This is a genomic window from Pedobacter psychrotolerans (assembly GCF_004340665.1).
Classification (GTDB): Bacteria; Bacteroidota; Bacteroidia; order Sphingobacteriales; family Sphingobacteriaceae; genus Pedobacter; species Pedobacter psychrotolerans.
Genome location: NZ_SLWO01000005.1, coordinates 400,413 through 424,362 on the forward strand (window position 1 = coordinate 400,413; position 23,950 = coordinate 424,362).

The following is a 23,950-nucleotide window of genomic DNA, read 5'->3' on the forward strand; positions in this document are numbered from 1 at the left end:
AGTTTAGAGTCTTTAGTCAAGAGTCTTTAGTCCAAAATTGTTAGTCGAAAGGCTTCTTCGATAAAACAAAAAAGTCTGTAGTCTTGAGTCAGTTAGACTTAAGACTACAGACTTTCGACTTCAGACTAAATTTAGCGAATCACTTCTCTTGAAATGACCATTTTCTGTATTTCAGATGTTCCTTCATAAATCTGGGTAATTTTCGCATCACGCATTAAACGTTCAACATGATATTCTTTAACAAATCCATACCCACCATGTACTTGCACAGCTTCAATAGTTACATCCATAGCGACCTTTGAGGCAAATAATTTAGCCATTGAGCCCGCCTGTGTATATGACAATCCCTGATCCTTTAACCATGCCGCTTTATACACCAGTAACCTAGCGGCTTCAATTTGCGTAGCCATATCAGCCAATTTGAATGCGATGGCTTGATGTTCTGAAATAGGTTTCCCAAAAGATTTCCTTTCTTTAGCATATTGTGTTGCCAATTCGAATGCACCCTGAGCTATTCCTAAAGCCTGCGCTGCAATTCCAATTCGACCACCTTCCAATGTTTTCATGGCAAATTTAAACCCAAAACCATCTTCTCCTATCCTATTTTCTTTAGGCACTTTAACATCATTAAACATTAAGGAATGGGTATCAGAGCCACGAATTCCTAATTTGTTTTCTTTTGGTCCAACAGTGAAACCTTCCATTCCCTTTTCTACAATGAAGGCATTGATTCCTTTATGCCTTAACTCCGGATGAGTTTGTGCTATAACCAGATAGGTTGAAGCTGTACCGCCATTCGTGATCCAGTTTTTAGTACCATTTAATAAATAATAATCACCCTTATCTTCGGCAGTTGTACGTTGAGAGGTAGCGTCAGATCCTGCTTCGGGCTCTGAAAGACAGAATGCACCAATCTTTTCACCAGAGGCTAAGGGCTTCAAATATTTTTCTTTTTGTTCTTCGCTTCCGTAAGCTTCTAAACCATAGCAAACCAGAGAATTATTTACCGAAACCACAACTGATGCAGATGCATCGATTTTAGAAAGTTCTTCCATCACCAAAACATAAGAAATGGCATCAAGTCCACTCCCATTATATTTCTCGCTAACCATCATCCCCAGAAAACCAAGTTCTCCAAGTTTTTTTACTTGCTCTGCAGGAAACTTTTGATGCTCATCGCGCTCAATTACACCTGGTTTCAACTCCTGCTGTGCGAAATCGCGGGCAGCTTGTTGAATCATCAATTGTTCTTCACTTAATTCAAAATGCATAACATTATGTATAAAAGGTTTAAACCAAATGTAGCATTTCTAATTGAAAATTACTATGGCTGCATAGTAATTTTTTATTCAAAAACTTATATATTTTACAATATGATTGTTCTATACATGTAGATATCTTTCTAAAAAGATTATTAAAAGTCATGTTGAGCATCATTAGTATTTATCGCTATAATAGATAAATGAATAAAAACCTGTTAATGATGAGTTCCGAGCTCCTTTTTGTGAGAAGCGATCATTCTGAACAGGCTTATACTACCTAAAACAAGAATAATCAATACCTGCGACGAATGAATGATAGTGGCATAGGCTAATCCATCTTTAAAAGAAATTGAATATAAAACTAAAGATTGCCCAACCATCCAATGAAAAACCCCTATACCGCCTTGTACCGGAGCGGCCATAGCAAAGCCTGAAAATATGAGTGCAGTAAATGCAGCATCTATTGGCATATTCTTAGTAACTGCAAGAGCGGAAAAGCATAAGTACATGGAAAGCAGGTAAAGACTCCAAATTCCTATGGTATATAGTAGAAATTTGCGTTTTCTTTTCATTTTGCTATACGACCCAAATCCTTGCCTAAGGCTTACAAAAATTCTTAAAAATTTCTTGCCTACTTTTCTGCGCAGTATATAAATTAAAATGCCAATGATTGAAATCAAGAATGAGCCCAATATCAATAACCATCTATAATTTATTTGCTTCAATTTCTCTTCAATATGGTGATAAATGATATTTTGAAGAAAATTTGACACCAGGTCATATTGGAAAATAAATAAGGCTAACCCTCCTAAAAGAAGCACTAAAACATCAAAAAGTCTTTCTGTAATAACGGTACCGAGGGATGCAAAGATCGGAACTTTCGTTGTTTTATGAATAGCTGAACAGCGAACAATTTCACCAAAGCGAGGCAAGGCAAGATTAGCCAAATAGCCTATCATTACAGCATGGTAAGCAGTGGAGAAACCCACCTCATAATGAATAGAACGATAAAGCATTTGCCACCTTAATGCACGAAGCACATAGGCAAGCCATGCAGAAAATGATGAAATCGCTACATAATATAGTTTAGCAGTTTTAATTTCCTGCCAAATCTTAAATAAATCCTGTCCTCTAAATGCTAAGTATAAAATCCCCATTCCAATCAAAAACATGATGAGGTATTTTATTGCCGTTTTGAGGTCGAATGTCACAATTTTATTTCAGCAAATGATTATTGTCGTCAGGAAAAACAAGAATAGGATTATATTTTTTCGCATCCTCTATTGGAAGGCTGCCATATGACATGATGATTAATACATCACCCAATTGAGCCAAACGGGCAGTTGCACCATTTAAACAAATTGTTCCTGTACCGCGCTCTCCTGTAATCACATAAGTTTCGAAACGTGCACCATTATTATTATTAACAATCTGCACCTTCTCATTTGCGATAATATTTGCCGCATCCATCAAATCTTCATCTATCGTAATACTGCCAACGTAGTTTAGTTCAGCTTGTGTTACTTTAACACGATGTATTTTCGATTTTAATATGGTAATAATCATTTGGCAAAGTTAGTAATAATGTTAGAATGAATGAGAGAATTAGTAGATGATAAAGTTAGAAACGATAGAGCTATTCAGATACTCCAGAACATTCATTCATTATTTTAAAATCACATTATCAATCAGTCTTGTGGATCCCACTTTCGCAGCAACCAATACCACCAGATTTTCCTCCTCTTTTGAGGCAGCCGGTTCTAAGGTATGCCCATTGGCAATGGTAAAATAATCCAACTCTACACCTTCTATATTTTTATAAAAGTCTTTTGCTTTTGCTTCCAGTTCTAAAATTGAGTATTCATTAAAATGATCCATTACAAATTGAAGAGACTTACTTAATACCAATGAATGTTTACGATCATCCGCAGATAAATGGATATTCCGGCTACTCATGGCTAAACCGTCATCCTCACGAATAATTGGGCAAGTAACAATCTGAATAGGAAGATCGAAATACTTTACCATATTTCCAATCATCAGCACCTGCTGAAAATCTTTCTGACCGAACATCGCCACGTCAGGTTCTACAGCATCAAAAAGCTTCTTTACAATCTGCGTAACACCTTGATAATGGCCTTTTCTAAATTCACCTTCTAATAAAAATTCTGCTTTACCTAGGTCAATGTGCCATTGATCATTTTCTTCAGCCGGATACATTTCCTCTACAGTTGGCATCAACACACCAGTACAACCAGCACTTTGAAGCATCGCCAAATCGTGTTCAATGGGACGGGGGTACTTCTCCAGATCTTTCGGGTCTGTGAATTGAGTTGGATTTACAAAAATGCTACAGATAATAATGTCAGCGTATTGCTGAGCAAGTTTAATTAAAGAAATGTGGCCATTATGCAGGGCCCCCATGGTAGGTACAAGAGCGATTTTTTTACCAGATTCTTTTAACGGTTTTAAAAAGGCCTTAAGCTTTGCCTTGGTTTTAAATATTTCCAATTTGGTCTATCTAAATTAAAACCGTAAAGGTGTAAATTAATCTAAATGAAACCAAACAAATGCTTGCCATATTGATAAATAGTATTATTATGCTTACCTTTGCAGCTCATTATCTTTTATTTAACTTAATATTTTCTTATCATATGGAGATGGCAAAAACGAAGCTGCTGATTGTTACACACGAGATGTCGCCTTTCCTCGAGCTTACTAAAATTTCTGAAATCACTCGTCAACTACCACAGGCCATGCAAGAAAAAGGATTCGAAATCCGCATCTTGATGCCAAAGTTCGGCAACATCAACGAAAGAAGAAATCGTTTACACGAAGTAATCCGCTTATCTGGAATGAACATCATTATTGATGACAATGACAATCCTTTAATTATTAAAGTAGCATCCATCCCAGCTGCACGTATGCAGGTTTATTTTCTAGACAACGAAGAATATTTTCAACGTAAGCAAGTCTTCAGAGATGCAAGTGGAAAATTCTTTGATGACAATGACGAGCGCACTATTTTCTTTTGCAAAGGTGCATTGGAAACAGTTAAAAAATTAGGTTGGGCACCAGATATCGTTCACTGCCATGGTTGGATGAGTGCTTTAGTTCCGGCTTACATTAAAACTACCTATAAAAACGATCCTACATTTAAAAACTCTAAAGTGGTATATTCCATTTATGAAGATGGTTTTACAGAAAACTTAAATACCAAGTTTGCCACGAAAGCTGTAATGGCTAACATGACAGAAGAAGATACTAAAGCTTTCGCCGCTGCAGATTGCAATAGCATGCATATAGGTGCTGTAACACACGCTGATGCAGTGGTTTTAGCGGACGAAAATCTTGATTCTGCTGTGTTAAAATTTGTTAAAGATTCTAATAAACCAACATTAGCTTTTAACTTAACCGATAATTTTGAAAACTTCTATACTTTTTATGAAGAAATTTCAAATGATGAATTGGTTTCAGTTGCTTAATCAGGTATTATTATTTTAAATATGAAATTTACAAAACAAGACTTATTAACCCTGTTGATAAGTCTTTTTCTTTTTGCATCGTGTAAAAACCCAGGTGCTGTTGGCTTAGATGTTGATCCTAATGCGGCTATTGAAGGTACTTTGGTAAATAGTGAGCGGATAACCTCACAAACTATTAAAGAAAACGACATTGCCACCAACACTTTAACTCAACATCCAATAGGCTACATGGTTGATCCAACCTTTGGAAAAACAGAGGCCAGCCTGGCCATGACGGTAAATCCTCCTTCCACGTTAACCCAGGATTTTGGCACCAACTCTACCCTCGACTCTGCGGTTTTGGTTTTAAACATTGGGACGCAGTTTTATGGAGATACCACTACTTCTAAATACAGTATTGATGTTTACCAGCTGACCAATAGAATTACAAACTTCAAAAGTTCTGATGTACAGGCACACAACAGCACTTTATTGGGTAATTTTAACAGTAAGATATTCCCTAAAACACCCATCAAAATTACTGATGTTGTTTCTTCGGGTAAGGATACAGTGAAAACAGTAAAAGCCCAGATCAGAATTCCTTTAAATAAAGCATTTATTCAGAATACTATTCTAGCTCAACCTGCAGCTACCTTTACAACTAATGCAAAATTTGCAGAATACTTTAAAGGTTTATATGCTGAGATCAATAAAACTTCTTCAACTATTGCCGGGGGTGGCGTGGCCTTTATAGATTTCGCTGCATCAAATTCATATGTGCAGATGGTTTATAAAAAACCAAATACTTCCAATGGGATTGATACGGTTTCGGTTAATTTCCCGATTTCAACTGCAAGTTCTGCAGTTACTGCCAATATCAAACATGATTATACGGGTACGGATATTCAAACACAAATAAGCAACCCGGCTACACAATATAATGTAACTTATTTACAGGCATTGGTTGGAGTAAAGACTAAAATATCTTTTCCTGATCTTGCGAACTTCACTAATACTTATGGGAAAGTAGTTGTAAATAAAGCGGAATTAGTAGTAGACTTAAGTACAGGGTCTTTTACAAACCCATTTGCCCCAGCAGAAAAAATAGGTTTATACCGTTGGGATATTGCAGAACAGCCGGCTGATTTACCAGATTATACAAACCTGGTAAGCTCTGGCGGAGAAGCATTATTTGGAGGCGCATTCGATTCAACAAAAAACAGGTATGTATTTAGTGTTACTTCTTATGTACAGGGTTTAATTGATAAAACGATAACTGATTACGGAACGTTTTTAGCACCAACTTCTACAAGCGAATTTCAGATTACGCCATCAGCTACGTCTGCAGGAAGATCTGTTATTGGATCTTTTGGTAACACACCAAATAAAATAAAGCTGAATATTTATTACACGAAAATAAATTAACAGGTTTTAATCTTCTAAAAACCTCAGCACAAAATGCTGAGGTTTTTTTTATGTCAAAAAAATTATTTTGGCACTAAACAATCTTTGTTTAGTATATTCGTCGACTTTAGAAATACCCCAAATTTATGTGTGGAATAGTAGGTTACATCGGTTATAGAGAGGCTTGGCCAATTGTATTGAAAGGCCTGAAAAGATTAGAATACAGAGGTTATGATAGTGCTGGAATAGCATTGATAAATGAGAACGGCCAAAATATTTATAAAAAGGCTGGTAAGGTTGCCGTTTTGGAAGATTTTGCTGCAGACCAAGACCGAACGGGTACCATTGGAATGGGACACACCAGATGGGCAACTCATGGTGTACCATCAGACCGTAATTCCCATCCACATACTTCAGCTAATGAAAAACTATCGATTATTCATAATGGTATCATTGAAAATTATGCTACACTAAAAGAAGAATTAATTGGCCGCGGACACGAATTTAAAAGTGATACGGATACAGAAGTACTGATCCATTTAATTGAAGAAATACAAAAAATTGAAAAAATAGATTTGCTGGAAGCGGTTCGCCTGGCCTTGCATGAGGTAAGCGGGGCTTACGCAATCGTTATTATGGATAAAGATCATCCAGATCGCTTAATTGCAGCGAGAAAAGGCAGTCCGATGGTAATTGGTGTTGGTAAAGGCGAATATTTTATCGCCTCTGATGCTACTCCAATTATTGAATACACTAAAAATGTAATTTATTTAAAAGATGGCGAAATTGCTTTAGTTACCAAAGATGATCTATTAGTAAAGCAATTGGATAATATTGTTCAGACTCCGCTGATTCAGGAACTTGAGCTTAAATTGGAAATGTTGGAAAAAGGTGGTTTCGAACATTTTATGCTAAAAGAAATCTACGAACAACCACGGTCCATTAAAGATTGTATGCGAGGGCGTATTTATCCCGGGGAAGGAAAGGTTCAATTGGGCGGGATTAAAGAGTTTGCGGAGAAACTAAAAAACGTCGATAGAATTATCATTGTAGCCTGCGGAACTTCATGGCATGCGGGTTTAGTTGGCGAATACCTGATTGAAGAATACGCCAGGATACCTGTAGAGGTAGAGTATGCTTCTGAGTTTCGGTACCGAAATCCAATTATTACAGAGAAGGATGTGGTAATTGCCATTTCCCAATCTGGAGAAACAGCCGACACAATGGCGGCTATTGAAATGGCTAAAGAACGTGGCGCAACCATATTTGGAATATGTAATGTGGCTGGTGCATCCATTCCCCGTCTTACACATGCGGGGGTTTATACACATGCAGGTCCGGAAATTGGCGTAGCATCTACAAAGGCATTTACCGCACAGGTTACCGTGTTAACTTTAATGGCCTTTTATATGGCGCAGCAAAAAGGTACCATTACGGCTTCGAAAATGATTGAACTCTTAACCGAGTTGGATCACATTCCTGAAAAAATTCAGAAAGCACTGGAATCAAATGACATCATTAAAGAAGTTGCAGAAAAAATCAAAGATTCACGAAACTGCTTGTTTTTAGGCCGTGGAAGCGGTTTCCCTGTTGCTCTTGAAGGTGCATTGAAGCTAAAGGAAATTTCCTATATCCATGCAGAAGGTTATCCTGCTGCCGAAATGAAGCACGGTCCTATCGCATTAATTGATGAAGAAATGCCAGTGGTTTTTATTGCCACTCAGAATTCATCTTACGAAAAGGTAATCAGCAACATTCAGGAAGTTAAAGCCAGAAAAGGAAAAGTGATTGCCATTGTTACCGAAGGTGACACCGAAGTAAAGAAAATGGCAGATTATTGTATTGAAATTCCTGATGCAAATGAAGCATTTTTACCACTTCTTGCTACCATACCACTACAATTACTATCTTATCATATTGCAGTAATGAGAGGTTGTAACATTGATCAGCCAAGAAATCTGGCAAAATCGGTAACGGTTGAATAATATACTTAAACAAAGAAAGCTACTTGAAAAGTAGCTTTCTTTGTTTAATCAGGATTTTAAAAAGGTAAATCACCATTTTCATCTGATGGTCCGATCGTAAATTCATCATCGATTTTATTTTCAACCGGGCTCTGGTGAACCGGAGCGACAGGACTTTGCTCGAAATCGCTTTTTCTACCTAACATCGTAAAATTTTCAGCAACAATTTCAGTTACATATTTTTTAACTTTTTCTTTATCTTCAAAAGATCTTGTTCTTAATTTTCCTTCAATATAAACAAGCTTGCCTTTCTGTAAATATTTTGAAGCCACTTCAGCAAGCCCCCTCCACAATACAATATTGTGCCATTCTGTTTGTTCTACACGTTTTCCATCTTTGTTGTAGGTCTCTGAAGTTGCAAGCGGAAAACTTGCAACGGTAACGCCACCATCTAAATGACGTACTTCTGGGTCTTTACCCAGATGGCCCACTAAAATCACTTTGTTAATGCCAGACATAAATATTTTTTGGTTAGATTTTTTTAATTTTAAATGATCTTCACAAAATGGTTAGTTAGTCCATCCTTTTTATAAAAGATAATCCGTGATGAAATCATGAATAACTTTTGGCTGTGGCAATTCATCTAATTCTATTAAAGAAACCCACTTAAGTTCCTTTTGTTTACTAAAGTTAAATATATAATTTTTTAAAGAGAAAAAATGCAAATGGATAATTTGGTGCGTTAAAATATGTTTTTTACTCGCAAGAAGAGTAAACTGTGCTTCTTTCCCAAAAGTATCAGAAACTTTTTGGGCGAATGAAGCACTATTTAAAGTTACTTCTTCCAAAGCTTCTATAGAAGGAAAATCAAAAAGGTGTTGCCAAATATCCCCTGCCTGCCGTTCACGGACTAAAACTCCTTGCTCATTTTCACAAATAAAGTAGTTCATATAACGGTGCTTTTGCGCAGCCTTGCGGATTTTAACTGGCAATAAATTCACCTGTTGGTGCATAAAAGCATAGCAAGTTTGGTTAAGGGGGCATATGCTACAATTTGGAGATTTAGGCTTGCATTGAATGGCCCCAAACTCCATAATGGATTGATTATAAGTAGCCGGATCATCTTGATCAAGCAATTCATTCGCTAACTTATAAAATTCCTTTTTACCAACCGGAGAATTGATCGGCGTTGAAATTCCAAAGTACCTTGCTAAAACCCTAAATACATTTCCATCAACAACTGCCCTTGCTTCACCAGATGAAAAAGATGAAATAGCCGCTGCTGTATATTCTCCAATTCCTTTTAACTTGATGAGCTCATCATGGTTCACAGGAAATATTCCATTATAATGATTAACTACAGCCTGAGCAGTTGCATGCATATTTCTTCCCCTTGAATAATAGCCTAACCCCTGCCAAAGCTTAAGCACCTTCGTTTCAGTTGCCGATGCAAAATCACTTACTGTAGGGAAATTTTCTAAGAATTTATTGAAATAGGGCAAGCCTTGTTCTACCCTTGTTTGCTGAAGTATAATCTCTGATAACCAAATGGTATAAGCATCATTCGTGTGCCTCCAGGGCAGATCTCTTTTATTATTTTGATACCAATTTATCAGTTCAGCTTGGAATGTCATTGGTGCAAATTACGGCGTATTTATTGGATTAAAAAAAAACTTGCATTTAGCTGATATCTTAACTGATAAAAAAATCATCTTTTATTTCCCTATCTCATTAAAAAGCAATACTTTTGCAACCCCAAAACAGTTATAATATTAAAACACAATATATATAAAATCAGTAAATATGACTAAGGCAGATATTATTTCAGAAATATCAACAAAAACCGGAATTGAGAAGGTTGACGTACAGGAAACGGTTGAGGCATTTTTCAAAGTTATCAAAACAAGTATGATTGGCGGTGAAAATGTATACGTAAGAGGCTTCGGAAGCTTTGTTGTTAAAAAGAGAGCACAAAAAACTGCTAGAAACATCTCTAAAAACACTGCAATAATTATCCCAGAACACTTTGTACCTAGCTTTAAACCAGCAAAAGTTTTTGTTGATAAAGTTAAAAGTAACTCTAAAAAAATTAGCGTAGAAGCTTAAGTCTTATTACATGAATAGCAGCATCAGATCAAAACAAATCATCATTATTGGAGCAGTTTTATTGCTTGTTGCTTTTTTATTCACAAGAGACATTAAAGGCTTGGTTAAGCCAACAGAAGAGAATGGCAAGATGCCTGAAAAAGGCCAGATGGCTGGAACAGAATCAACACCATCAACTGCAGTACTCAGTATCGAAACTACATCTACAGCTGCAAAAAACGTACTAAACAAAAATCTGGCTACAGATATTACAGCATTAGAAAATAGTTATAAAGGTGCAAAGGGTGCAGAAAAAATTGAATTGGCAAAACAACTGGCTCAGAAATGGGACGATGTGGAGCAAATTACACCTTCAGCACTCTATTTAGAATTAATTGCCCAAGAAGAACCATCATCAAAAACATGGTTAGCCGCAGGTAATCAATTCATGAAAGCGTTTGAAAGTACTCAAGATAGTTTAGCCCAACCTGCATTATTGCAGAAAGCGAATACATCTTACAAAAAAGTATTGGAGAAGGATGCTACAAACATTGAAGCTAAAACAGGATTAGGCGTAACCATAGTAAATGGCTTAGGTGCACCAATGCAAGGTATTGCAATGTTGCTTGAAGTAGTTGCTAAGGAGCCAAAAAATGTAAAAGCAAATATGAATTTAGGAATCTTCTCTATAAAATCAGGTCAGTTTGATAAAGCAATTCCGCGTTTTAACACGGTAATTGCAATAGTACCTACACCTGAAGCTTACTTTTATTTGGGAACAGCCCTTGAAAATTTAGGCAAAAATAAAGAAGCAGTTGATGCTTATTTATCAAGCAAAAAATTAGCAGCTAATCCTACCTTATCTTCATTTATTGATAAGAAGGTTGCGGAGCTAAAGAATAAAAATTAATTAACGGATTAATAAAAACATTTAAAACTTAAAACTATGCCAAGCGGTAAAAAAAGAAAAAGACATAAAATGGCTACCCACAAACGTAAAAAACGTTTAAGAAAAAACAGACATAAGAAAAAATAGATTCTTATTTTGATTAAAGCCTAATAGACCTCATAGTGAAAACTGTGAGGTTTAAAGTATTTATATGATTTTTTTAATTGCATAAGTATTTGGCTATATCAAGTTTTTTTCTCGTTTACTATCCATTTGTTAATAGGCGAAAGCCTTAAATCTGTAGCTGTTGGTAAAAGAATTAATTATCAATTCGACTCCTGCCGGAGTTACCATAGCATTGATTGAAGACAAACAACTTGTTGAGCTTCACAAAGAACAAATCAATAATAACTACGCCGTAGGCGATATTTATTTAGGCCGCATTAAAAAAATTATGCCTGGCCTGAATGCTGCTTTCGTGGATGTAGGTTATGAAAAAGATGCTTTTTTGCATTATTTTGATTTGGGGCCTCAGGTACAATCTTTAATCAAGCTAACTAAAATCAAGCGTAATGGCTCGGTTACAGGCACATTATTAGATCATTTAAAGCTGGAAGCCGATATTAATAAGGCAGGCAAAATATCTGATGTGCTGGCAAAAAACATGCTTCTTCCTGTACAAATTGCTAAAGAACCAATTTCTACAAAAGGACCACGTTTAAGTTCCGACATTTCAATTGCCGGCAGGTATGTGGTACTGGTGCCCTTCTCCAATACCATATCTGTATCAAAAAAGATCAAAAGTAATACCGAACGTAATCGTTTAAAAAAGATTATTGAAAGTATTAAACCTCAAAATTTTGGGGTTATTATCAGAACCGTTTCTGAAGGACGTGGAGTTGCTGAAATGCAAAAAGATTTATTAGATCTGATTGCAAAATGGGAAAACTTCATTAAAAAGGTACCTTCTACCGAACCTTCGAAAAGGGTTTGGGGAGAAATGGACAGATCATCTACGTTAATTCGTGATATTCTGAATCCTGATTTTACAAACGTTTACGTGAGCACGCCAGAGCTGTTCGATGATATTCGTTCTTATGTACATGATATTTCTCCGGAAATGGAAAAAATCGTGAAGCTTTATAAACATAAAGAACCCATCTACGATCACTTCGGAATAGAAAAGCAAATTAAAAATGCTTTCGGAAAAACAGTAAACTTACCAGGTGGTGCTTATTTAGTAGTAGAGCACACCGAAGCACTTCACGTGATAGATGTGAATAGTGGAAACCGTACGGCCAGTAAAGAAAACCAAGAGGAAAATGCTTTACAGGTAAATAAAGAGGCGGCAAAAGAAATTGCCCGACAGTTGCGCTTGCGTGATATGGGCGGCATTGTGGTGATCGATTTTATCGATATGCACAAGCCAACAAACCGTAAAATGCTATTTGATTATTTGCGTGAGCTGATGTTATTGGATAGAGCCAAACACACTATTTTGCCTCCAAGCAAATTTGGTTTGGTACAAATCACCAGACAACGTGTTCGTCCGGAGATGAATATTGTTACGGTAGAAAAATGTCCGGCTTGTGGTGGAACCGGAGAAATTAAAGCAAGTATTGTTTTAATGGATGATATTGAGAATAACCTTAATTATATTTTACGTGAGCAAAATGAAAAAGGTGTAACACTAAGCGTACACCCTTATATTGAAGCTTTCATTACTAAAGGAATCTTTAACTTACAACGCCGCTGGTTTTTTAAATATGGCCAGTGGATTAAAGTTAAGGCACAATCATCATACTATTTAAATGAGTTTCATTTTATCTCATCAAAAGACGAAGAAATAAAATTATAGCTTAAAAAACATTTTTTGAAAAGCCTGGATTGTAAAATTCAGGCTTTTTGCTTTTAAAGGATTAATAGATAGAAGCTATTGGTTAACTATTTTGAAAGTTATTCTCATCCGATATTTTAAAAGAATAGCATTGTTTATATGAAAGACAATTTTTAATTTAGCTCATAAGCAAAATTTAATACCTTTAACAATTATAATGAAAAATTACGCCGCTCAAATTACTGCAATATGTATTTTATTTTTTTCTTGTTCTAAAACAGAAGACGCTCCAAGAACAGTTATCGCGAAAAAAATTGATAGAATATTAATTTCACCTGAATATTTATTACAATCCAAATCCTCTGATGTATATCTAGGTATCCGCTATTTTAAAGATTACACTGATAAGGATAACATTACACTTACCTTAAATGGGCAGACTGGATTACAATTATCAGAAACGTCATCACAAATTGAAGGGAATAACTTATTATTTAAATTTGGTGCGACCAATCAAAATGGTGATTATAAGGTTAGGTGCACAATAAAGAACGATCAAAATTCACTTGAAAAAGACCTTATCTTAAGATTTGTAAATGACTATAGCATCAACACCGTTTGGACCAACTTAGATAAAAATTATACATCGGCATTTGCAAGTTATGCTGATCGACTTAAAACAAGTGGGTATGCATTAAGAACACTTACAAATAACAGTCCCCAGGTACAATTCGGTTCTTATTTTGAAAATTTAGGAAATTTAAATATATATGTAGGAAAATATTTTATCCCTGCTCTTCCTGGCACATATTCTTTGACTTATAATACTCTTGGTCTTCAGGAAATTAGAATACTTAATGCAGACCCACTTGCAGATCAAAGTTTCGTCATTGCTAAATTTTATACAGATTTATCTAATAATTATGGCAATTACATTTCAAGGACTTCAATTGCTAATGGAAAGATAACGATATACAAAAGTGGAGATTACACATTATCTGTAACTGAAACTCCTTCCTTGGTTTCAACAATAATTACAAAATCATAAGTATTAAATTTCATTATCCTTCATAATTTTAATTTAAGATGATAGTCCAGCATCAAGTTGAGATACCATACTATTAGCAACTTAAATGAATAATAATAGGCTAGATCAACCTTTCAACTTTGCTTAGTGTTTTTCAAGATTAACCTCTGAGCACCAAAATCATTTATAGAGAAATTAATAATTTAGCTTTAAATAATAATTTTCCTGCCATTTAAATTCATAATTATCAAAACTATCTCCTTTAACGAATAACTTTCAACTTTTTTCCATTCAACTATTTGATAATAAAAGTTTTCTATCTATCTTTGCAGTCCCAATTTTAATGGGAATAATAAATTGTTTAATAAATTAAATACAAGCAAGTGAATACGTTAAGTTACAAAACTGTCTCGGCCAATGCGAAAACTGTTAACAAACAGTGGATTGTTGTTGATGCGCAAGGCGAGATTTTGGGGCGCTTGTCATCGAAGATCGCTATGATCATCCGTGGTAAAAACAAGCCTGAGTACACCCCACACGTAGATTGCGGAGATAACGTAATTGTTATCAATGCAGACAAGGTTAAATTGACAGGAAACAAATTCAGCGAAAAGCAATATGTTTCTTATACTGGTTATCCAGGTGGTCAACGTTTTATCTCTCCAAAAGAGTTAATGGCGAAACACCCTCAACGTGTAATCGAGAAAGCGGTACGTGGTATGTTACCGAAAACTAAATTGGGTAAAAAATTATACACTAATCTTTTTGTGTATGCAGGTGAAAGCCACCCACATTCAGCTCAATCTCCAAAAACCATTAAACTTTAAGAAATGTCAGTTACTAACACTTCAGGAAGAAGAAAAACAGCTGTTGCACGTATCTACTTAAAAGATGGTGCTGGCGAAATTACCGTTAACGGTAAAGACCACAAAGTATATTTCCCAACTTTACCTTTGCAATATATCGTAAACCAAAGTTTAGAAGTTTCTGAACTTACTGGTCGTTATGATATCACTGTAAATGTTCAAGGTGGTGGAGTAAAAGGACAAGCAGAAGCTGTTCGTTTAGCTATTGCTAAAGCGATTGTTGAACTAGATGCGGAGAAAAAACCTGCATTACGTGCTAAAGGCCTAATGACGCGTGATATGCGTATGGTTGAGCGTAAAAAACCAGGACGTGCAAAAGCCCGTAAGAAATTCCAATTCAGTAAACGTTAATCACAGGAGGCAAAGACAATGGCAAGAACAACTTATCAAGACTTATTGGATGCAGGTGTACACTTTGGTCACCTTACCCGTAAATGGAATCCAAAAATGGCTCCTTACATTTTCATGGAGCGTAATGGAATTCACATTATAGATTTAAATAAAACATTAACTAAAACTGAAGAAGCTGCGGCTGCGATTAAACAAATCGTAAAATCAGGACGTAAAGTTTTATTTGTTTCAACAAAAAAACAAGCAAAAGGAATCGTAGCTGAACAAGCTAAGAAAGTAAATATGCCTTTCGTAACCGAGCGTTGGTTAGGTGGTATGTTAACTAACTTTGCTACTGTTCGTAAGTCAATCAAAAAGATGTCTAACATCGATAAAATGACTAAAGACGGTACTTATTCAATCTTATCTAAGAAAGAGCGTTTGATGATTCAACGTGAGCGTATTAAATTAGAATCACTTTTAGGTGGTATTGCTGATTTAAACCGTTTACCTGCAGCATTATTCTTAATTGATGTTAAGAAAGAACACATTGCAGTTACTGAGGCGTTAAAATTAAACATCCCTACTTTTGCGATGGTTGATACTAACTCTGATCCTTCAAATATCGATTTCCCTATTCCAGCGAATGATGATGCAACTAAATCAATCTCTTTAATTACTGATGTAATTATCAAAGCAATTGAAGAAGGTTTAGATGAACGTAAACGCGAGAAAGATGATGAAGCAGAAAAAGAAGCAGTAGCGGCTAAAGCTGCAGCTGATGCGCCAGAGGTTAAAGAACCAAGACGTAAAAAAACTGCTGAAGCTGAAGTTGAAGCATCTTCATCAGAAGAAACTAAAACAGAAGAATAGTAATATTTTTTAATTGCAGGTTACTGGTTTCAGGTTTTAAGTTGGCTTAACATGAGTTTAACTTAGCACTTGTAACTTGTAACCTGTAATTGTTATAACAAGATTTTAAACTTTAAAAAGGAAATAAAATGTCTACAGTACAAATTACTGCCGCTGATGTAAACAAATTGCGCCAACAAACTGGTGCAGGTATGATGGATTGCAAAAAAGCTTTAGTAGAAGCTAATGGCGATTTTGAAGCAGCTGTTGATTTATTGCGCAAAAAAGGTCAAAAGGTATCTGCCGCTCGTTCTGGTAATGCAACTTCTGAAGGTCTAGTATCAATCAATGTTTCAGCAGACGGCACAAATGGTAAATTAGTTGCTTTAGCTTGTGAAACTGAGCCAGTTTCTAAAGTTGAAGATTTCCGTAATTTAGCCCAAACTGTTTTAGCAGCAGCGGTTGCCAACAATCCTGCTTCTATTGAAGAATTATCAGCGATTACTTTAGAAGATGGTCGTACAGTTGCCGAAACTATAACAGAACTAACCGGTAAAATCGGAGAGAAAATCGTTATTCAAGAGTACGCAAATGTATCTGGTGAAAAAATCGTTTCTTATATCCATTCAAATGGCAAAATGGGTGTTTTAGTAGTATTTGAAGGCGCTAATGGTGCAGATATTACTGAAGCTGGTAAAGATGTTGCAATGCAAATTGCTGCAATGAACCCAGTTGCTGTTGATAAAGACGGTGTTGATCCTGCTACTATTGAACGTGAAATCGAAATTGCTAAAGACGTAATCCGTCAAGAAGGCAAACCAGAAGAAATGGTTGAAAAAATTGCTGCGGGTAAGTTGAACAAATTCTACAAAGACAGTACTTTATTAAACCAGGAGTTTGTTAAAGACAGTTCAGTAGATGTTCGTAAATTCTTAGATAATACGTCTAAAGGTTTAACAGTATCTGCTTTCAAACGTGTTCAGTTAGGTGCATAAGCACTTAAAATAATATATAAAATCCGGTTAGCTACAGCGTTAACCGGATTTTTTTTGCCCAAATTATTCTGGCAACTTAGTACCTTTGACGAGTAAAAACAAAATCTTATGCTTAACATTCCTAATGCTAAATTTTATACGAACGATGGTTTACAAGAAAGAAAAAGCATCACCATTAGCAATGGCAAAATAAACTCGATAGAAAAATCAAATTCAGATGCTCCGGAAGAATTCGTTGTTCCAGGTTTAATTGATCTTCAGATTTATGGTGCAGGTGGAAAATTGTTTTCTGCAGAACCCACTGTAGAATCGCTAAAAATTATAGAAGACGATTTGCTTAAAAAAGGTACGACAGGTTTTCTTGCTTGTATGGCAACCAATTCTCCGGAAGTTTTTAGTGCCTGCATCGCATCCGCAAAAGAATATCGTTCATCTTCCAGAAATTTATTGGGCTTACATTTAGAAGGCCCGTTTTTAAATCCAAAGCGTTTAGGTGCTCATGTTCCCGAGTTTGTTAAAAAAGCCTCCTTAGATGAAATAAAAGCACTTCTGGATTTTGGAGACGGTGTGATTAAAATGATGACCATCGCACCCGAAATACATGATGACGCAGTAATTCAATATCTTTTAGATCACGATGTGGTGGTTTCATTAGGGCACAGTAACGCTACTTTTGCTGAAGCCACTGAAGCATATAACAAAGGTATCCAAACCACGACACACCTTTTCAATGCCATGAGCCCAATTCATCATCGTGAGCCAGGTATTCCAACCGCTTTCTTTAATCATGATCAGGCAATGGCCAGCATTATTGTAGATGGTAAACATTTAGATTTTGAAGTCGTAAAGCTGGCACACAAGCTAGCCGGTGACAGATTGTTTTTAATTACCGATGCCGTTACCTCCTGTACAACGGGCCCTTATCAACACATAGAGAAAGATGATAAATTTGTAATGCCAGATGGAACACTTTCGGGCTCATCCTTAACCATGTTGCAAGCCATTAAAAACTGTGTCAGCTATTGTGGCATCAATCTGGCTGAAGCCATAAAAATGGCCAGTCAATATCCTGCGAAGTTAATGGGAATGGAAAATTTCACGGGAAAGATTGAAGCAGGATGCCATGCTGACTTGCTACTTTTAGATGAGCATTTAAACCTAAAGAATGTAATCTTCAAAGGAGATTTACTCTAAAATCAATTTAAATCCAATAACGATGTTAAAAAAGTGCTGTCTGATTCTAATGCTTTTACTGGTGGTCTCCATCAATTCCTGGTCTCAAACTTTTAAGATCATACCGCTAGGCGTAAAGGGAGGCGATGATGAAAGTAATCTCTCTTCTTACATGCTGGCTCCATATGGCAGTAATCATTTTATTTGCCTGGATGCGGGAACCATTAATGCCGGAATTCAGAAAGCCATAGATAGAAAAACGTTGAAAGGCATTAGTGAAGACATTCAACGCAGACAAATAAAAGGTTATTTAATATCGCATGCACATTTAGATCATGTTGCCGGGCTCATTATAAATTCTCCTGCAGATACGGCAAAGAATATTTATGGAATATCATCCGTTCTAGATATCCTCAGAGATAAATACTTTACCTGGGATGCCTGGGCAAATTTTGGTAACGAAGGCGAAAAACCTCAACTTAAAAAATATACTTATACTACTTTAGAGGAAGAATTTAGCTACCCACTTGCTGAAACTGAAATGAAAGTTCGTGCATTTGAACTCAGCCATGGTAAGCCTTATAAAAGTACCGCATTTTTAATTCAGGCAAAAGATAACTACGTTTTATATCTTGGTGATACTGGTGCAGATGAAATAGAAAAATCTGATAAGCTCTCCGAATTATGGCAAGAGGTGGCTCCTCTTATCAATACTGGCAACCTGAAGGCAATATTTCTGGAAGTGTCATTCCCAAATGAACAACCTGTAAACCAATTATTTGGCCACCTTACACCCCAGCTTTTCTTTAGTGAGCTTGCAAAGCTGCAAAATATAACAACTCCAGAAGCCCTGAAAAAAGTATCTTTTATTGTTACGCATAGGAAACCTCCGGTAAAAAATATGCTTAAAATAAAACAACAGTTACGGGTACTTAATGCGCCTGGATTCAAGTTGATATTCCCCGATCAGGGAAAGCTATTAACAATAAATTAACGTAAGTAACATATTGGATACAGAAAGTGAGTGTACTTTTGTGAAAAAAAATTCATGAAAAAAACCTTACTTTTATTTACTGCATTTATATTTTTAGTCTTTTTAAAGATAGATGCAGTAGCTCAAAATGAAACAACGGCATCTATAAATGGTACCGTAGCTGATTCCAAGGGACCGATAAGCGGCGCAACGGTAATTGCCATTCACGAACCTTCTGGATCTCGCTATGCTACATCTACCCGATCTGATGGTCGTTATAATTTACCTGCCATGCGTATTGGTGGTCCTTATTCTATTACCGTTTCTTTTATCGGCTTTAAAAACCAGGTGCAGCGTATAGAGAAATTAGCACTTGGACAAAGTTCTACCTTAGACATCACTTTAAGTGAAGATGCAAACAATCTATCTGAGGTAATGGTATCTGGTAAACAAAGTAAAATTTTCAACTCTGGCAGAACAGGTGCCTCACAAAACATCTCCAGAACGGCAATTCAAAATTTACCAACTTTAAACAGAAGCTTTACCGATTTTGTTAAGCTTACCCCACAGTTTTCTTTACAATTTGGTAGCCCGAGTATTGCCGGGAGAAGTAATCTTGCTAATAATTTTACCGTAGATGGTGCATTATTTAATAACGCATTTGGTTTACAAGGCACAATTGGCAGCCAGACAGGCTCTCAACCTATAAACATGGACGCATTCGAAGAAATTACGGTGAATATTGCTCCATATGATATTCGCCAGAGTGGATTTACCGGTGCAGCCATAAACGCGGTAACCAGAAGTGGTACTAATGAATTTCAAGGCTCATTAAATACTTATTACAGAAATCAGGATCTGGTAAGTGACTACAACTATGCAAACCTCAAGGTACCGGTAACCAATTTTAACTTAAAAGGTTATGGATTCACTTTTGGTGGTCCGATTATTAAAAACAAATTATTTTTCTTCGCCAGTGGTGAATTGGAAAGAAGATCAGATCCCGGAACAGGCTTTACAGCATCAAGAGGTGGAAGCACGGGACCAAATATATCACAGGCTAAAGGTGAAGATTTGGATAAACTAAGTGCATTTTTGAAAACGCTTGGTTATGATGCTGGCGGATATGAAAACTATGCGTTGAAAACCAGAAGTGATAAATTATCTGCCAAGTTGGATTATAATATTGATGATAAGAATACTTTAAGCTTAAAATATTTTTACTTCAGATCATACAAAGATATTTTACCAAGCAATAGTGGAGCACCAAAAAACAACCGTCAACCGTCACAACTCGGGCTTCCATTTCAATCTGCCGGTTATGGCATCAATAACAACATGGATAATGTTAACCTGGAGTTCAGAACACGTTTCAATAATAAATTCTCTAACCAGTTAACAGTAGGTTATAATAACATGAACGATTTCAGGGAATCTAAAGGGAACAAACCTTTTCCACTGGTTGATATCATGAATCCTGATGGAAGCTCTTACACTGCCTTTGGTTACGAACCCTTTACGGCATTTAACACTTTAAAAACTAAAGTTTATCAGATTACAGATAACTTTAATATTTATGCAGGTCGTCATGAAATTACACTTGGTGCCAATTATGAAGGGTATAGAACCAGTAATGGTTTTGCTCCTAACTACTATGGTACTTACACGTTTAAAAGTTTAGATGATTTTTACAATAGCGCCAATAATGGTGTTTCCAACGCTACACGTTATCAGGTTCAATATTCTGTATTGCCAGATGGATCATTTCCTTATGCAGAAATTCAATCCAATATGTATGGCTTGTATGCACAAGATGCTTTTACGGTTAGTGATCAGTTAAAGTTAACAGCTGGCTTACGTGCAGATTTAACCAATGTTTCTTCTACTTCTTTAATCAGCAATCCAAATGTAGAAAAACTCACTTTTGAAAACGGTGAGAAAATTGATGTTGGCAGATTTCCTAAAAATGCCATACTATGGTCGCCACGTGTGGGCTTTAACTGGAATGTAAACAATACAGGAAAAACCCAGGTTCGAGGTGGAACAGGTTTATTTACAGGTCGCCCTCCTTTGGTTTGGATCTCGAATCAGGCGAGTAATAATGGTGTTCAGTTTGGATCAGAATCGATTGCTAACCCTACAAACAGACCTTTTACGCCTGATGTTGATGCTTACCGGAATTTAAACAAATCTACCGCAGCAAATAATACGGCATACAACCTTGCAGTAGCTGATCAGAATTTTAAATTCATGCAGGTTTGGCGTTCCAATTTAGCCATTGATCAAAAATTACCTGCTGGCTTCACCGGAACACTGGAAGCCTTATATTCAAAAGATATCAACTCTGTTTACTTCCGCAATGCGAATTTAAATACATCAGCATATACGCTTCTTCAGGGTGCAGATAACCGTCCGAGATATACTGCTTCAAGAATTTATGGCTCAGCTACGCCAACACCTGCTAACCCAAATATTTCTGACGCCATTGTGATGACCAATACCAATAAAGGACATAGTTTATCCATTACCGGAACGGTATCAAAAGAATTTGCCGGGGGACTTTTTGCAACGGCAGGTTATACTTATACAGATTCAAGATCGGTTAATGATGGCGGTTCTATCGCCCAATCCATGTGGAGAGATCGTCAGGTTTCAGGCAGCCCAAATACTGATGCACTTTCTTATTCAAGCTACATGGTTAAAAACCGCTTTATTGCCTCTGTTGTCTATAGAAAAGAATATATTAACCATTTAGGAACAACATTTTCTATGTTCTATCAGCTGCAAGATGGCTTCAGGTATTCATACACGTATGGTAATGATTTAAATAATGATGGTTTAAGTGGTAATGATTTGATTTTTGTTCCGGCAAATAAGTCTGACATTGTTTTAGTACCAGAAAATTCTGGAGATACCAGGACTACAGATCAGCTATGGTCACAATTAAACAGTTACATTACTCAGGATAGCTATTTGAATCAAAGAAGAGGCCAATATGCAGAAAGAAATGGTTTAGTTGGCAATGTCATTGGAACACTTGATATCCGTATTGCACAAGACTTATTTGGAAGTTTGAAAGGTAAAAAACATTCCCTCCAGCTTACTTTTGATGTTTTTAACTTCGGAAACATGATCAATAAAACATGGGGTGTTCCAAAGTTTGCAAACAGAGCAAATGGATTGTTAAACTTTAAAGGGATTGATGCAACAGGTAAGCCTACATTCTCTTTCCCATACTTAAATGCAGATAATAATACACCTTTAGTAAATACCTTCTCCAGCAGTGTTGATGAAACTGCACGCTGGCGGATTCAATTTGGATTAAGATACAGGTTTAATCAATAAATTTTTATTATATCATTAATGATTAATGGCTGGGTTATAACATTAACTCAGCCATTTTTATTTTATGAAAAATGGGATAATGCGGTCAGTATAATTTCTCTTACTAAAAATTTACATCAATTAATCTGAAAGCATAGCCAGGTATTAAAAAAATGTTAATATTTTTGAGGTCATGAGATACAAACGCATCCTGCTAAAGCTTAGCGGCGAATCGCTAATGGGCGATAAACAATATGGCATTGATAATGAACGCGTTAAGCAATACGCAGAAGATATCAAAGCGGTTCACGATAAAGGTTTGGAAATCGCAATCGTTATTGGTGGCGGAAATATTTTTAGGGGTTTAAGTGCGGAGAAAAGTGGGATGGACAGGGCGCAAGCCGATTATATGGGGATGCTGGCCACTGTTATTAATTCTATGGCTTTGCAAGATGCATTAGAGAAAGTCGGAATTAAAACCCGTTTGCTTACGGCGATTAAAATGGAACAGATCTGTGAGCCATTTATCCGCAGAAGGGCGGTACGCCACTTAGAAAAAGGCCGTGTGGTTATTTTTGGAGCAGGTACTGGGAATCCTTATTTCACCACTGATTCTGCTGCCGCATTACGTGCGATAGAAATTAAGGCAGATGTTGTTTTAAAAGGAACACGAGTGGATGGTATTTATACTGCCGATCCTGAAAAAGATCCTTCTGCTACCAAATACGAAGAAATCTCATTTAGAGAAGTTTATGATAAAGGATTAAACGTAATGGATATGACGGCTTTTACCCTTTGTGAGGAAAACCAAGTACCTATTATTGTGTTTGACATGAATAAACATGGTAACTTTATGAAAATTGCCAATGGCGAATCTATTGGTACTTTAGTAAAATAAACTATAAAATTATTACATTTTTAGATATACACACATTATGAACGAACTCATACAGTTACAATTGATGGATGCTGAATCTGCTATGGAGAGAGCAATCGATCATTGTGAATCAGAACTAACTAAAATCAGAGCAGGTAAAGCATCAGCAGGAATGCTTGATGGAATTTTTGTAGATTATTACGGTGCTTCTACCGCTTTATCTCAGGTATCTAGCATCAATACGCCTGATGCCAGAACAATCGTAATTCAGCCTTGGGAAAAATCACTTTTGGTACCTATTGAAAAAGCTATTCAAGTGGCTAATATTGGTATCAATCCTCAAAACGATGGTATTGTAATTCGTTTGGTAGTACCTCCTTTAACTGAAGAACGTAGAAGAGACCTGGTAAAAAAGGTAAAAGAAGAAGCTGAACGCGGAAGAATTACCGTACGTAACATTAGAAAAGATGCCAATACCAAAATTCAAAAACTGAAAGGCGATGGCGTTTCTGATGATGAAATTAAAACTGGTGAAGCAGAAGTTCAAAAGTTAACCGATGCCTACATCATTAAAGTTGATAAGCACGCTGAAGTAAAAGAAAAAGATGTGATGACGGTTTAATCAGCA

Annotated in this window: 22 protein-coding genes; 16 read left to right on the forward strand and 6 right to left on the reverse strand. The window is 36.3% G+C overall.

Annotated features, from left to right (window positions below; translation table 11 throughout):
- Positions 1 to 131 precede the first annotated feature (131 nt).
- From EV200_RS14890 to panC, 4 genes are all read right to left on the reverse strand, one after another.
- Entirely contained in the window at positions 132 to 1,271 is a 1,140-nt protein-coding gene (locus tag EV200_RS14890) for an acyl-CoA dehydrogenase (protein WP_132533984.1), read from the reverse strand.
- 206 nt (positions 1,272 to 1,477) lie between these two features.
- Positions 1,478 to 2,473 carry a lysylphosphatidylglycerol synthase transmembrane domain-containing protein gene (locus tag EV200_RS14895; protein ID WP_132533985.1) on the reverse strand — a complete coding sequence of 332 codons (996 nt, stop codon included), beginning with the start codon at positions 2,471 to 2,473 and terminating at the stop codon, positions 1,478 to 1,480.
- Positions 2,474 to 2,477: 4 nt separating this feature from the next.
- The gene (gene panD / locus EV200_RS14900; protein WP_132533987.1) at positions 2,478 to 2,828 is read right to left on the reverse strand and encodes an aspartate 1-decarboxylase; all 351 of its coding nucleotides are present in this window, start codon (positions 2,826 to 2,828) and stop codon (positions 2,478 to 2,480) included.
- Positions 2,829 to 2,927: 99 nt separating this feature from the next.
- On the reverse strand, positions 2,928 to 3,773 hold the full coding sequence (gene panC / locus EV200_RS14905) for a pantoate--beta-alanine ligase (RefSeq protein WP_132533989.1): 846 nt from the start codon (positions 3,771 to 3,773) through the stop codon (positions 2,928 to 2,930).
- A gap of 149 nt (positions 3,774 to 3,922) precedes the next feature.
- Here panC and EV200_RS14910 point away from each other — a divergent pair, with 149 nt between their 5' ends.
- The 3 genes from EV200_RS14910 (at position 3,923) to glmS (ending at position 8,115) form a co-directional block, all read left to right on the forward strand.
- A complete protein-coding gene (locus EV200_RS14910; protein ID WP_029287661.1) occupies positions 3,923 to 4,747 on the forward strand; it encodes a glycogen/starch synthase in 825 nt (274 codons plus the stop codon).
- 21 nt (positions 4,748 to 4,768) lie between these two features.
- On the forward strand, positions 4,769 to 6,151 hold the full coding sequence (locus tag EV200_RS14915; RefSeq protein ID WP_132533991.1) for a DUF4270 domain-containing protein: 1,383 nt from the start codon (positions 4,769 to 4,771) through the stop codon (positions 6,149 to 6,151).
- A gap of 125 nt (positions 6,152 to 6,276) precedes the next feature.
- Positions 6,277 to 8,115: a glutamine--fructose-6-phosphate transaminase (isomerizing) gene (glmS, locus tag EV200_RS14920; protein ID WP_132533993.1), complete on the forward strand. Its 1,839-nt coding sequence runs from the start codon at positions 6,277 to 6,279 to the stop codon at positions 8,113 to 8,115.
- A 56-nt stretch (positions 8,116 to 8,171) separates the two neighbouring features.
- Here the strand turns inward: glmS and EV200_RS14925 are convergent, their stop codons facing one another.
- Together EV200_RS14925 and mutY are read right to left on the reverse strand one after the other, a co-directional pair.
- Complete coding sequence (locus tag EV200_RS14925; RefSeq protein ID WP_132533995.1) at positions 8,172 to 8,612, reverse strand: single-stranded DNA-binding protein; 441 nt, start codon at positions 8,610 to 8,612, stop codon at positions 8,172 to 8,174.
- Positions 8,613 to 8,681: 69 nt separating this feature from the next.
- The gene (gene mutY, locus EV200_RS14930) at positions 8,682 to 9,728 is read right to left on the reverse strand and encodes an A/G-specific adenine glycosylase (protein ID WP_132533997.1); all 1,047 of its coding nucleotides are present in this window, start codon (positions 9,726 to 9,728) and stop codon (positions 8,682 to 8,684) included.
- Between the two features lie 169 nt (positions 9,729 to 9,897).
- Between mutY and EV200_RS14935 the strand changes: the two genes are divergently transcribed.
- The 13 genes from EV200_RS14935 to frr all read left to right on the forward strand — a co-directional run bounded on the left by EV200_RS14935 (position 9,898) and on the right by frr (position 23,944).
- Positions 9,898 to 10,200, forward strand: coding sequence for an HU family DNA-binding protein (locus EV200_RS14935; RefSeq protein WP_010601128.1), 303 nt, complete (start codon positions 9,898 to 9,900; stop codon positions 10,198 to 10,200).
- Positions 10,201 to 10,210: 10 nt separating this feature from the next.
- On the forward strand, positions 10,211 to 11,089 hold the full coding sequence (locus EV200_RS14940; protein WP_132533999.1) for a tetratricopeptide repeat protein: 879 nt from the start codon (positions 10,211 to 10,213) through the stop codon (positions 11,087 to 11,089).
- A 286-nt stretch (positions 11,090 to 11,375) separates the two neighbouring features.
- Positions 11,376 to 12,926 carry an Rne/Rng family ribonuclease gene (locus EV200_RS14945; RefSeq protein WP_132534001.1) on the forward strand — a complete coding sequence of 517 codons (1,551 nt, stop codon included), beginning with the start codon at positions 11,376 to 11,378 and terminating at the stop codon, positions 12,924 to 12,926.
- A gap of 196 nt (positions 12,927 to 13,122) precedes the next feature.
- Positions 13,123 to 13,953 carry a hypothetical protein gene (locus tag EV200_RS14950; protein WP_132534003.1) on the forward strand — a complete coding sequence of 277 codons (831 nt, stop codon included), beginning with the start codon at positions 13,123 to 13,125 and terminating at the stop codon, positions 13,951 to 13,953.
- A 362-nt stretch (positions 13,954 to 14,315) separates the two neighbouring features.
- A complete protein-coding gene (gene rplM, locus EV200_RS14955) occupies positions 14,316 to 14,759 on the forward strand; it encodes a 50S ribosomal protein L13 (RefSeq protein ID WP_131557562.1) in 444 nt (147 codons plus the stop codon).
- Between the two features lie 3 nt (positions 14,760 to 14,762).
- Complete coding sequence (rpsI, locus tag EV200_RS14960; RefSeq protein ID WP_029287678.1) at positions 14,763 to 15,149, forward strand: 30S ribosomal protein S9; 387 nt, start codon at positions 14,763 to 14,765, stop codon at positions 15,147 to 15,149.
- 18 nt (positions 15,150 to 15,167) lie between these two features.
- Positions 15,168 to 16,001 carry a 30S ribosomal protein S2 gene (gene rpsB / locus EV200_RS14965; protein ID WP_029287679.1) on the forward strand — a complete coding sequence of 278 codons (834 nt, stop codon included), beginning with the start codon at positions 15,168 to 15,170 and terminating at the stop codon, positions 15,999 to 16,001.
- A 128-nt stretch (positions 16,002 to 16,129) separates the two neighbouring features.
- On the forward strand, positions 16,130 to 16,975 hold the full coding sequence (gene tsf / locus EV200_RS14970; RefSeq protein ID WP_132534005.1) for a translation elongation factor Ts: 846 nt from the start codon (positions 16,130 to 16,132) through the stop codon (positions 16,973 to 16,975).
- Between the two features lie 108 nt (positions 16,976 to 17,083).
- Entirely contained in the window at positions 17,084 to 18,169 is a 1,086-nt protein-coding gene (nagA, locus tag EV200_RS14975) for an N-acetylglucosamine-6-phosphate deacetylase (protein ID WP_132534007.1), read from the forward strand.
- Positions 18,170 to 18,191: 22 nt separating this feature from the next.
- Complete coding sequence (locus tag EV200_RS14980) at positions 18,192 to 19,142, forward strand: MBL fold metallo-hydrolase (RefSeq protein WP_132534009.1); 951 nt, start codon at positions 18,192 to 18,194, stop codon at positions 19,140 to 19,142.
- 54 nt (positions 19,143 to 19,196) lie between these two features.
- Positions 19,197 to 22,466 carry a TonB-dependent receptor gene (locus EV200_RS14985; RefSeq protein WP_132534011.1) on the forward strand — a complete coding sequence of 1,090 codons (3,270 nt, stop codon included), beginning with the start codon at positions 19,197 to 19,199 and terminating at the stop codon, positions 22,464 to 22,466.
- 172 nt (positions 22,467 to 22,638) lie between these two features.
- Entirely contained in the window at positions 22,639 to 23,343 is a 705-nt protein-coding gene (pyrH, locus tag EV200_RS14990; protein WP_029287684.1) for a UMP kinase, read from the forward strand.
- Positions 23,344 to 23,380: 37 nt separating this feature from the next.
- On the forward strand, positions 23,381 to 23,944 hold the full coding sequence (gene frr / locus EV200_RS14995; RefSeq protein ID WP_132534013.1) for a ribosome recycling factor: 564 nt from the start codon (positions 23,381 to 23,383) through the stop codon (positions 23,942 to 23,944).
- The last annotated feature ends 6 nt before the right edge of the window (positions 23,945 to 23,950 follow it).

What these genes read in the sequence shown, in the direction of transcription:
- EV200_RS14890 (WP_132533984.1), bottom strand. Translation starts at nt 1,271, where the DNA reads ATGCATTTTGAATTAAGTGAAGAACAATTGATGATTCAACAAGCTGCC.
- panD (WP_132533987.1), bottom strand. Translation starts at nt 2,828, where the DNA reads ATGATTATTACCATATTAAAATCGAAAATACATCGTGTTAAAGTAACA.
- EV200_RS14910 (WP_029287661.1), top strand. Translation starts at nt 3,923, where the DNA reads ATGGCAAAAACGAAGCTGCTGATTGTTACACACGAGATGTCGCCTTTC.
- EV200_RS14915 (WP_132533991.1), top strand. Translation starts at nt 4,769, where the DNA reads ATGAAATTTACAAAACAAGACTTATTAACCCTGTTGATAAGTCTTTTT.
- glmS (WP_132533993.1), top strand. Translation starts at nt 6,277, where the DNA reads ATGTGTGGAATAGTAGGTTACATCGGTTATAGAGAGGCTTGGCCAATT.
- EV200_RS14925 (WP_132533995.1), bottom strand. Translation starts at nt 8,612, where the DNA reads ATGTCTGGCATTAACAAAGTGATTTTAGTGGGCCATCTGGGTAAAGAC.
- mutY (WP_132533997.1), bottom strand. Translation starts at nt 9,728, where the DNA reads ATGACATTCCAAGCTGAACTGATAAATTGGTATCAAAATAATAAAAGA.
- EV200_RS14935 (WP_010601128.1), top strand. Translation starts at nt 9,898, where the DNA reads ATGACTAAGGCAGATATTATTTCAGAAATATCAACAAAAACCGGAATT.
- EV200_RS14940 (WP_132533999.1), top strand. Translation starts at nt 10,211, where the DNA reads ATGAATAGCAGCATCAGATCAAAACAAATCATCATTATTGGAGCAGTT.
- EV200_RS14950 (WP_132534003.1), top strand. Translation starts at nt 13,123, where the DNA reads ATGAAAAATTACGCCGCTCAAATTACTGCAATATGTATTTTATTTTTT.
- rpsI (WP_029287678.1), top strand. Translation starts at nt 14,763, where the DNA reads ATGTCAGTTACTAACACTTCAGGAAGAAGAAAAACAGCTGTTGCACGT.
- rpsB (WP_029287679.1), top strand. Translation starts at nt 15,168, where the DNA reads ATGGCAAGAACAACTTATCAAGACTTATTGGATGCAGGTGTACACTTT.
- tsf (WP_132534005.1), top strand. Translation starts at nt 16,130, where the DNA reads ATGTCTACAGTACAAATTACTGCCGCTGATGTAAACAAATTGCGCCAA.
- nagA (WP_132534007.1), top strand. Translation starts at nt 17,084, where the DNA reads ATGCTTAACATTCCTAATGCTAAATTTTATACGAACGATGGTTTACAA.
- EV200_RS14980 (WP_132534009.1), top strand. Translation starts at nt 18,192, where the DNA reads ATGTTAAAAAAGTGCTGTCTGATTCTAATGCTTTTACTGGTGGTCTCC.
- EV200_RS14985 (WP_132534011.1), top strand. Translation starts at nt 19,197, where the DNA reads ATGAAAAAAACCTTACTTTTATTTACTGCATTTATATTTTTAGTCTTT.
- pyrH (WP_029287684.1), top strand. Translation starts at nt 22,639, where the DNA reads ATGAGATACAAACGCATCCTGCTAAAGCTTAGCGGCGAATCGCTAATG.
- frr (WP_132534013.1), top strand. Translation starts at nt 23,381, where the DNA reads ATGAACGAACTCATACAGTTACAATTGATGGATGCTGAATCTGCTATG.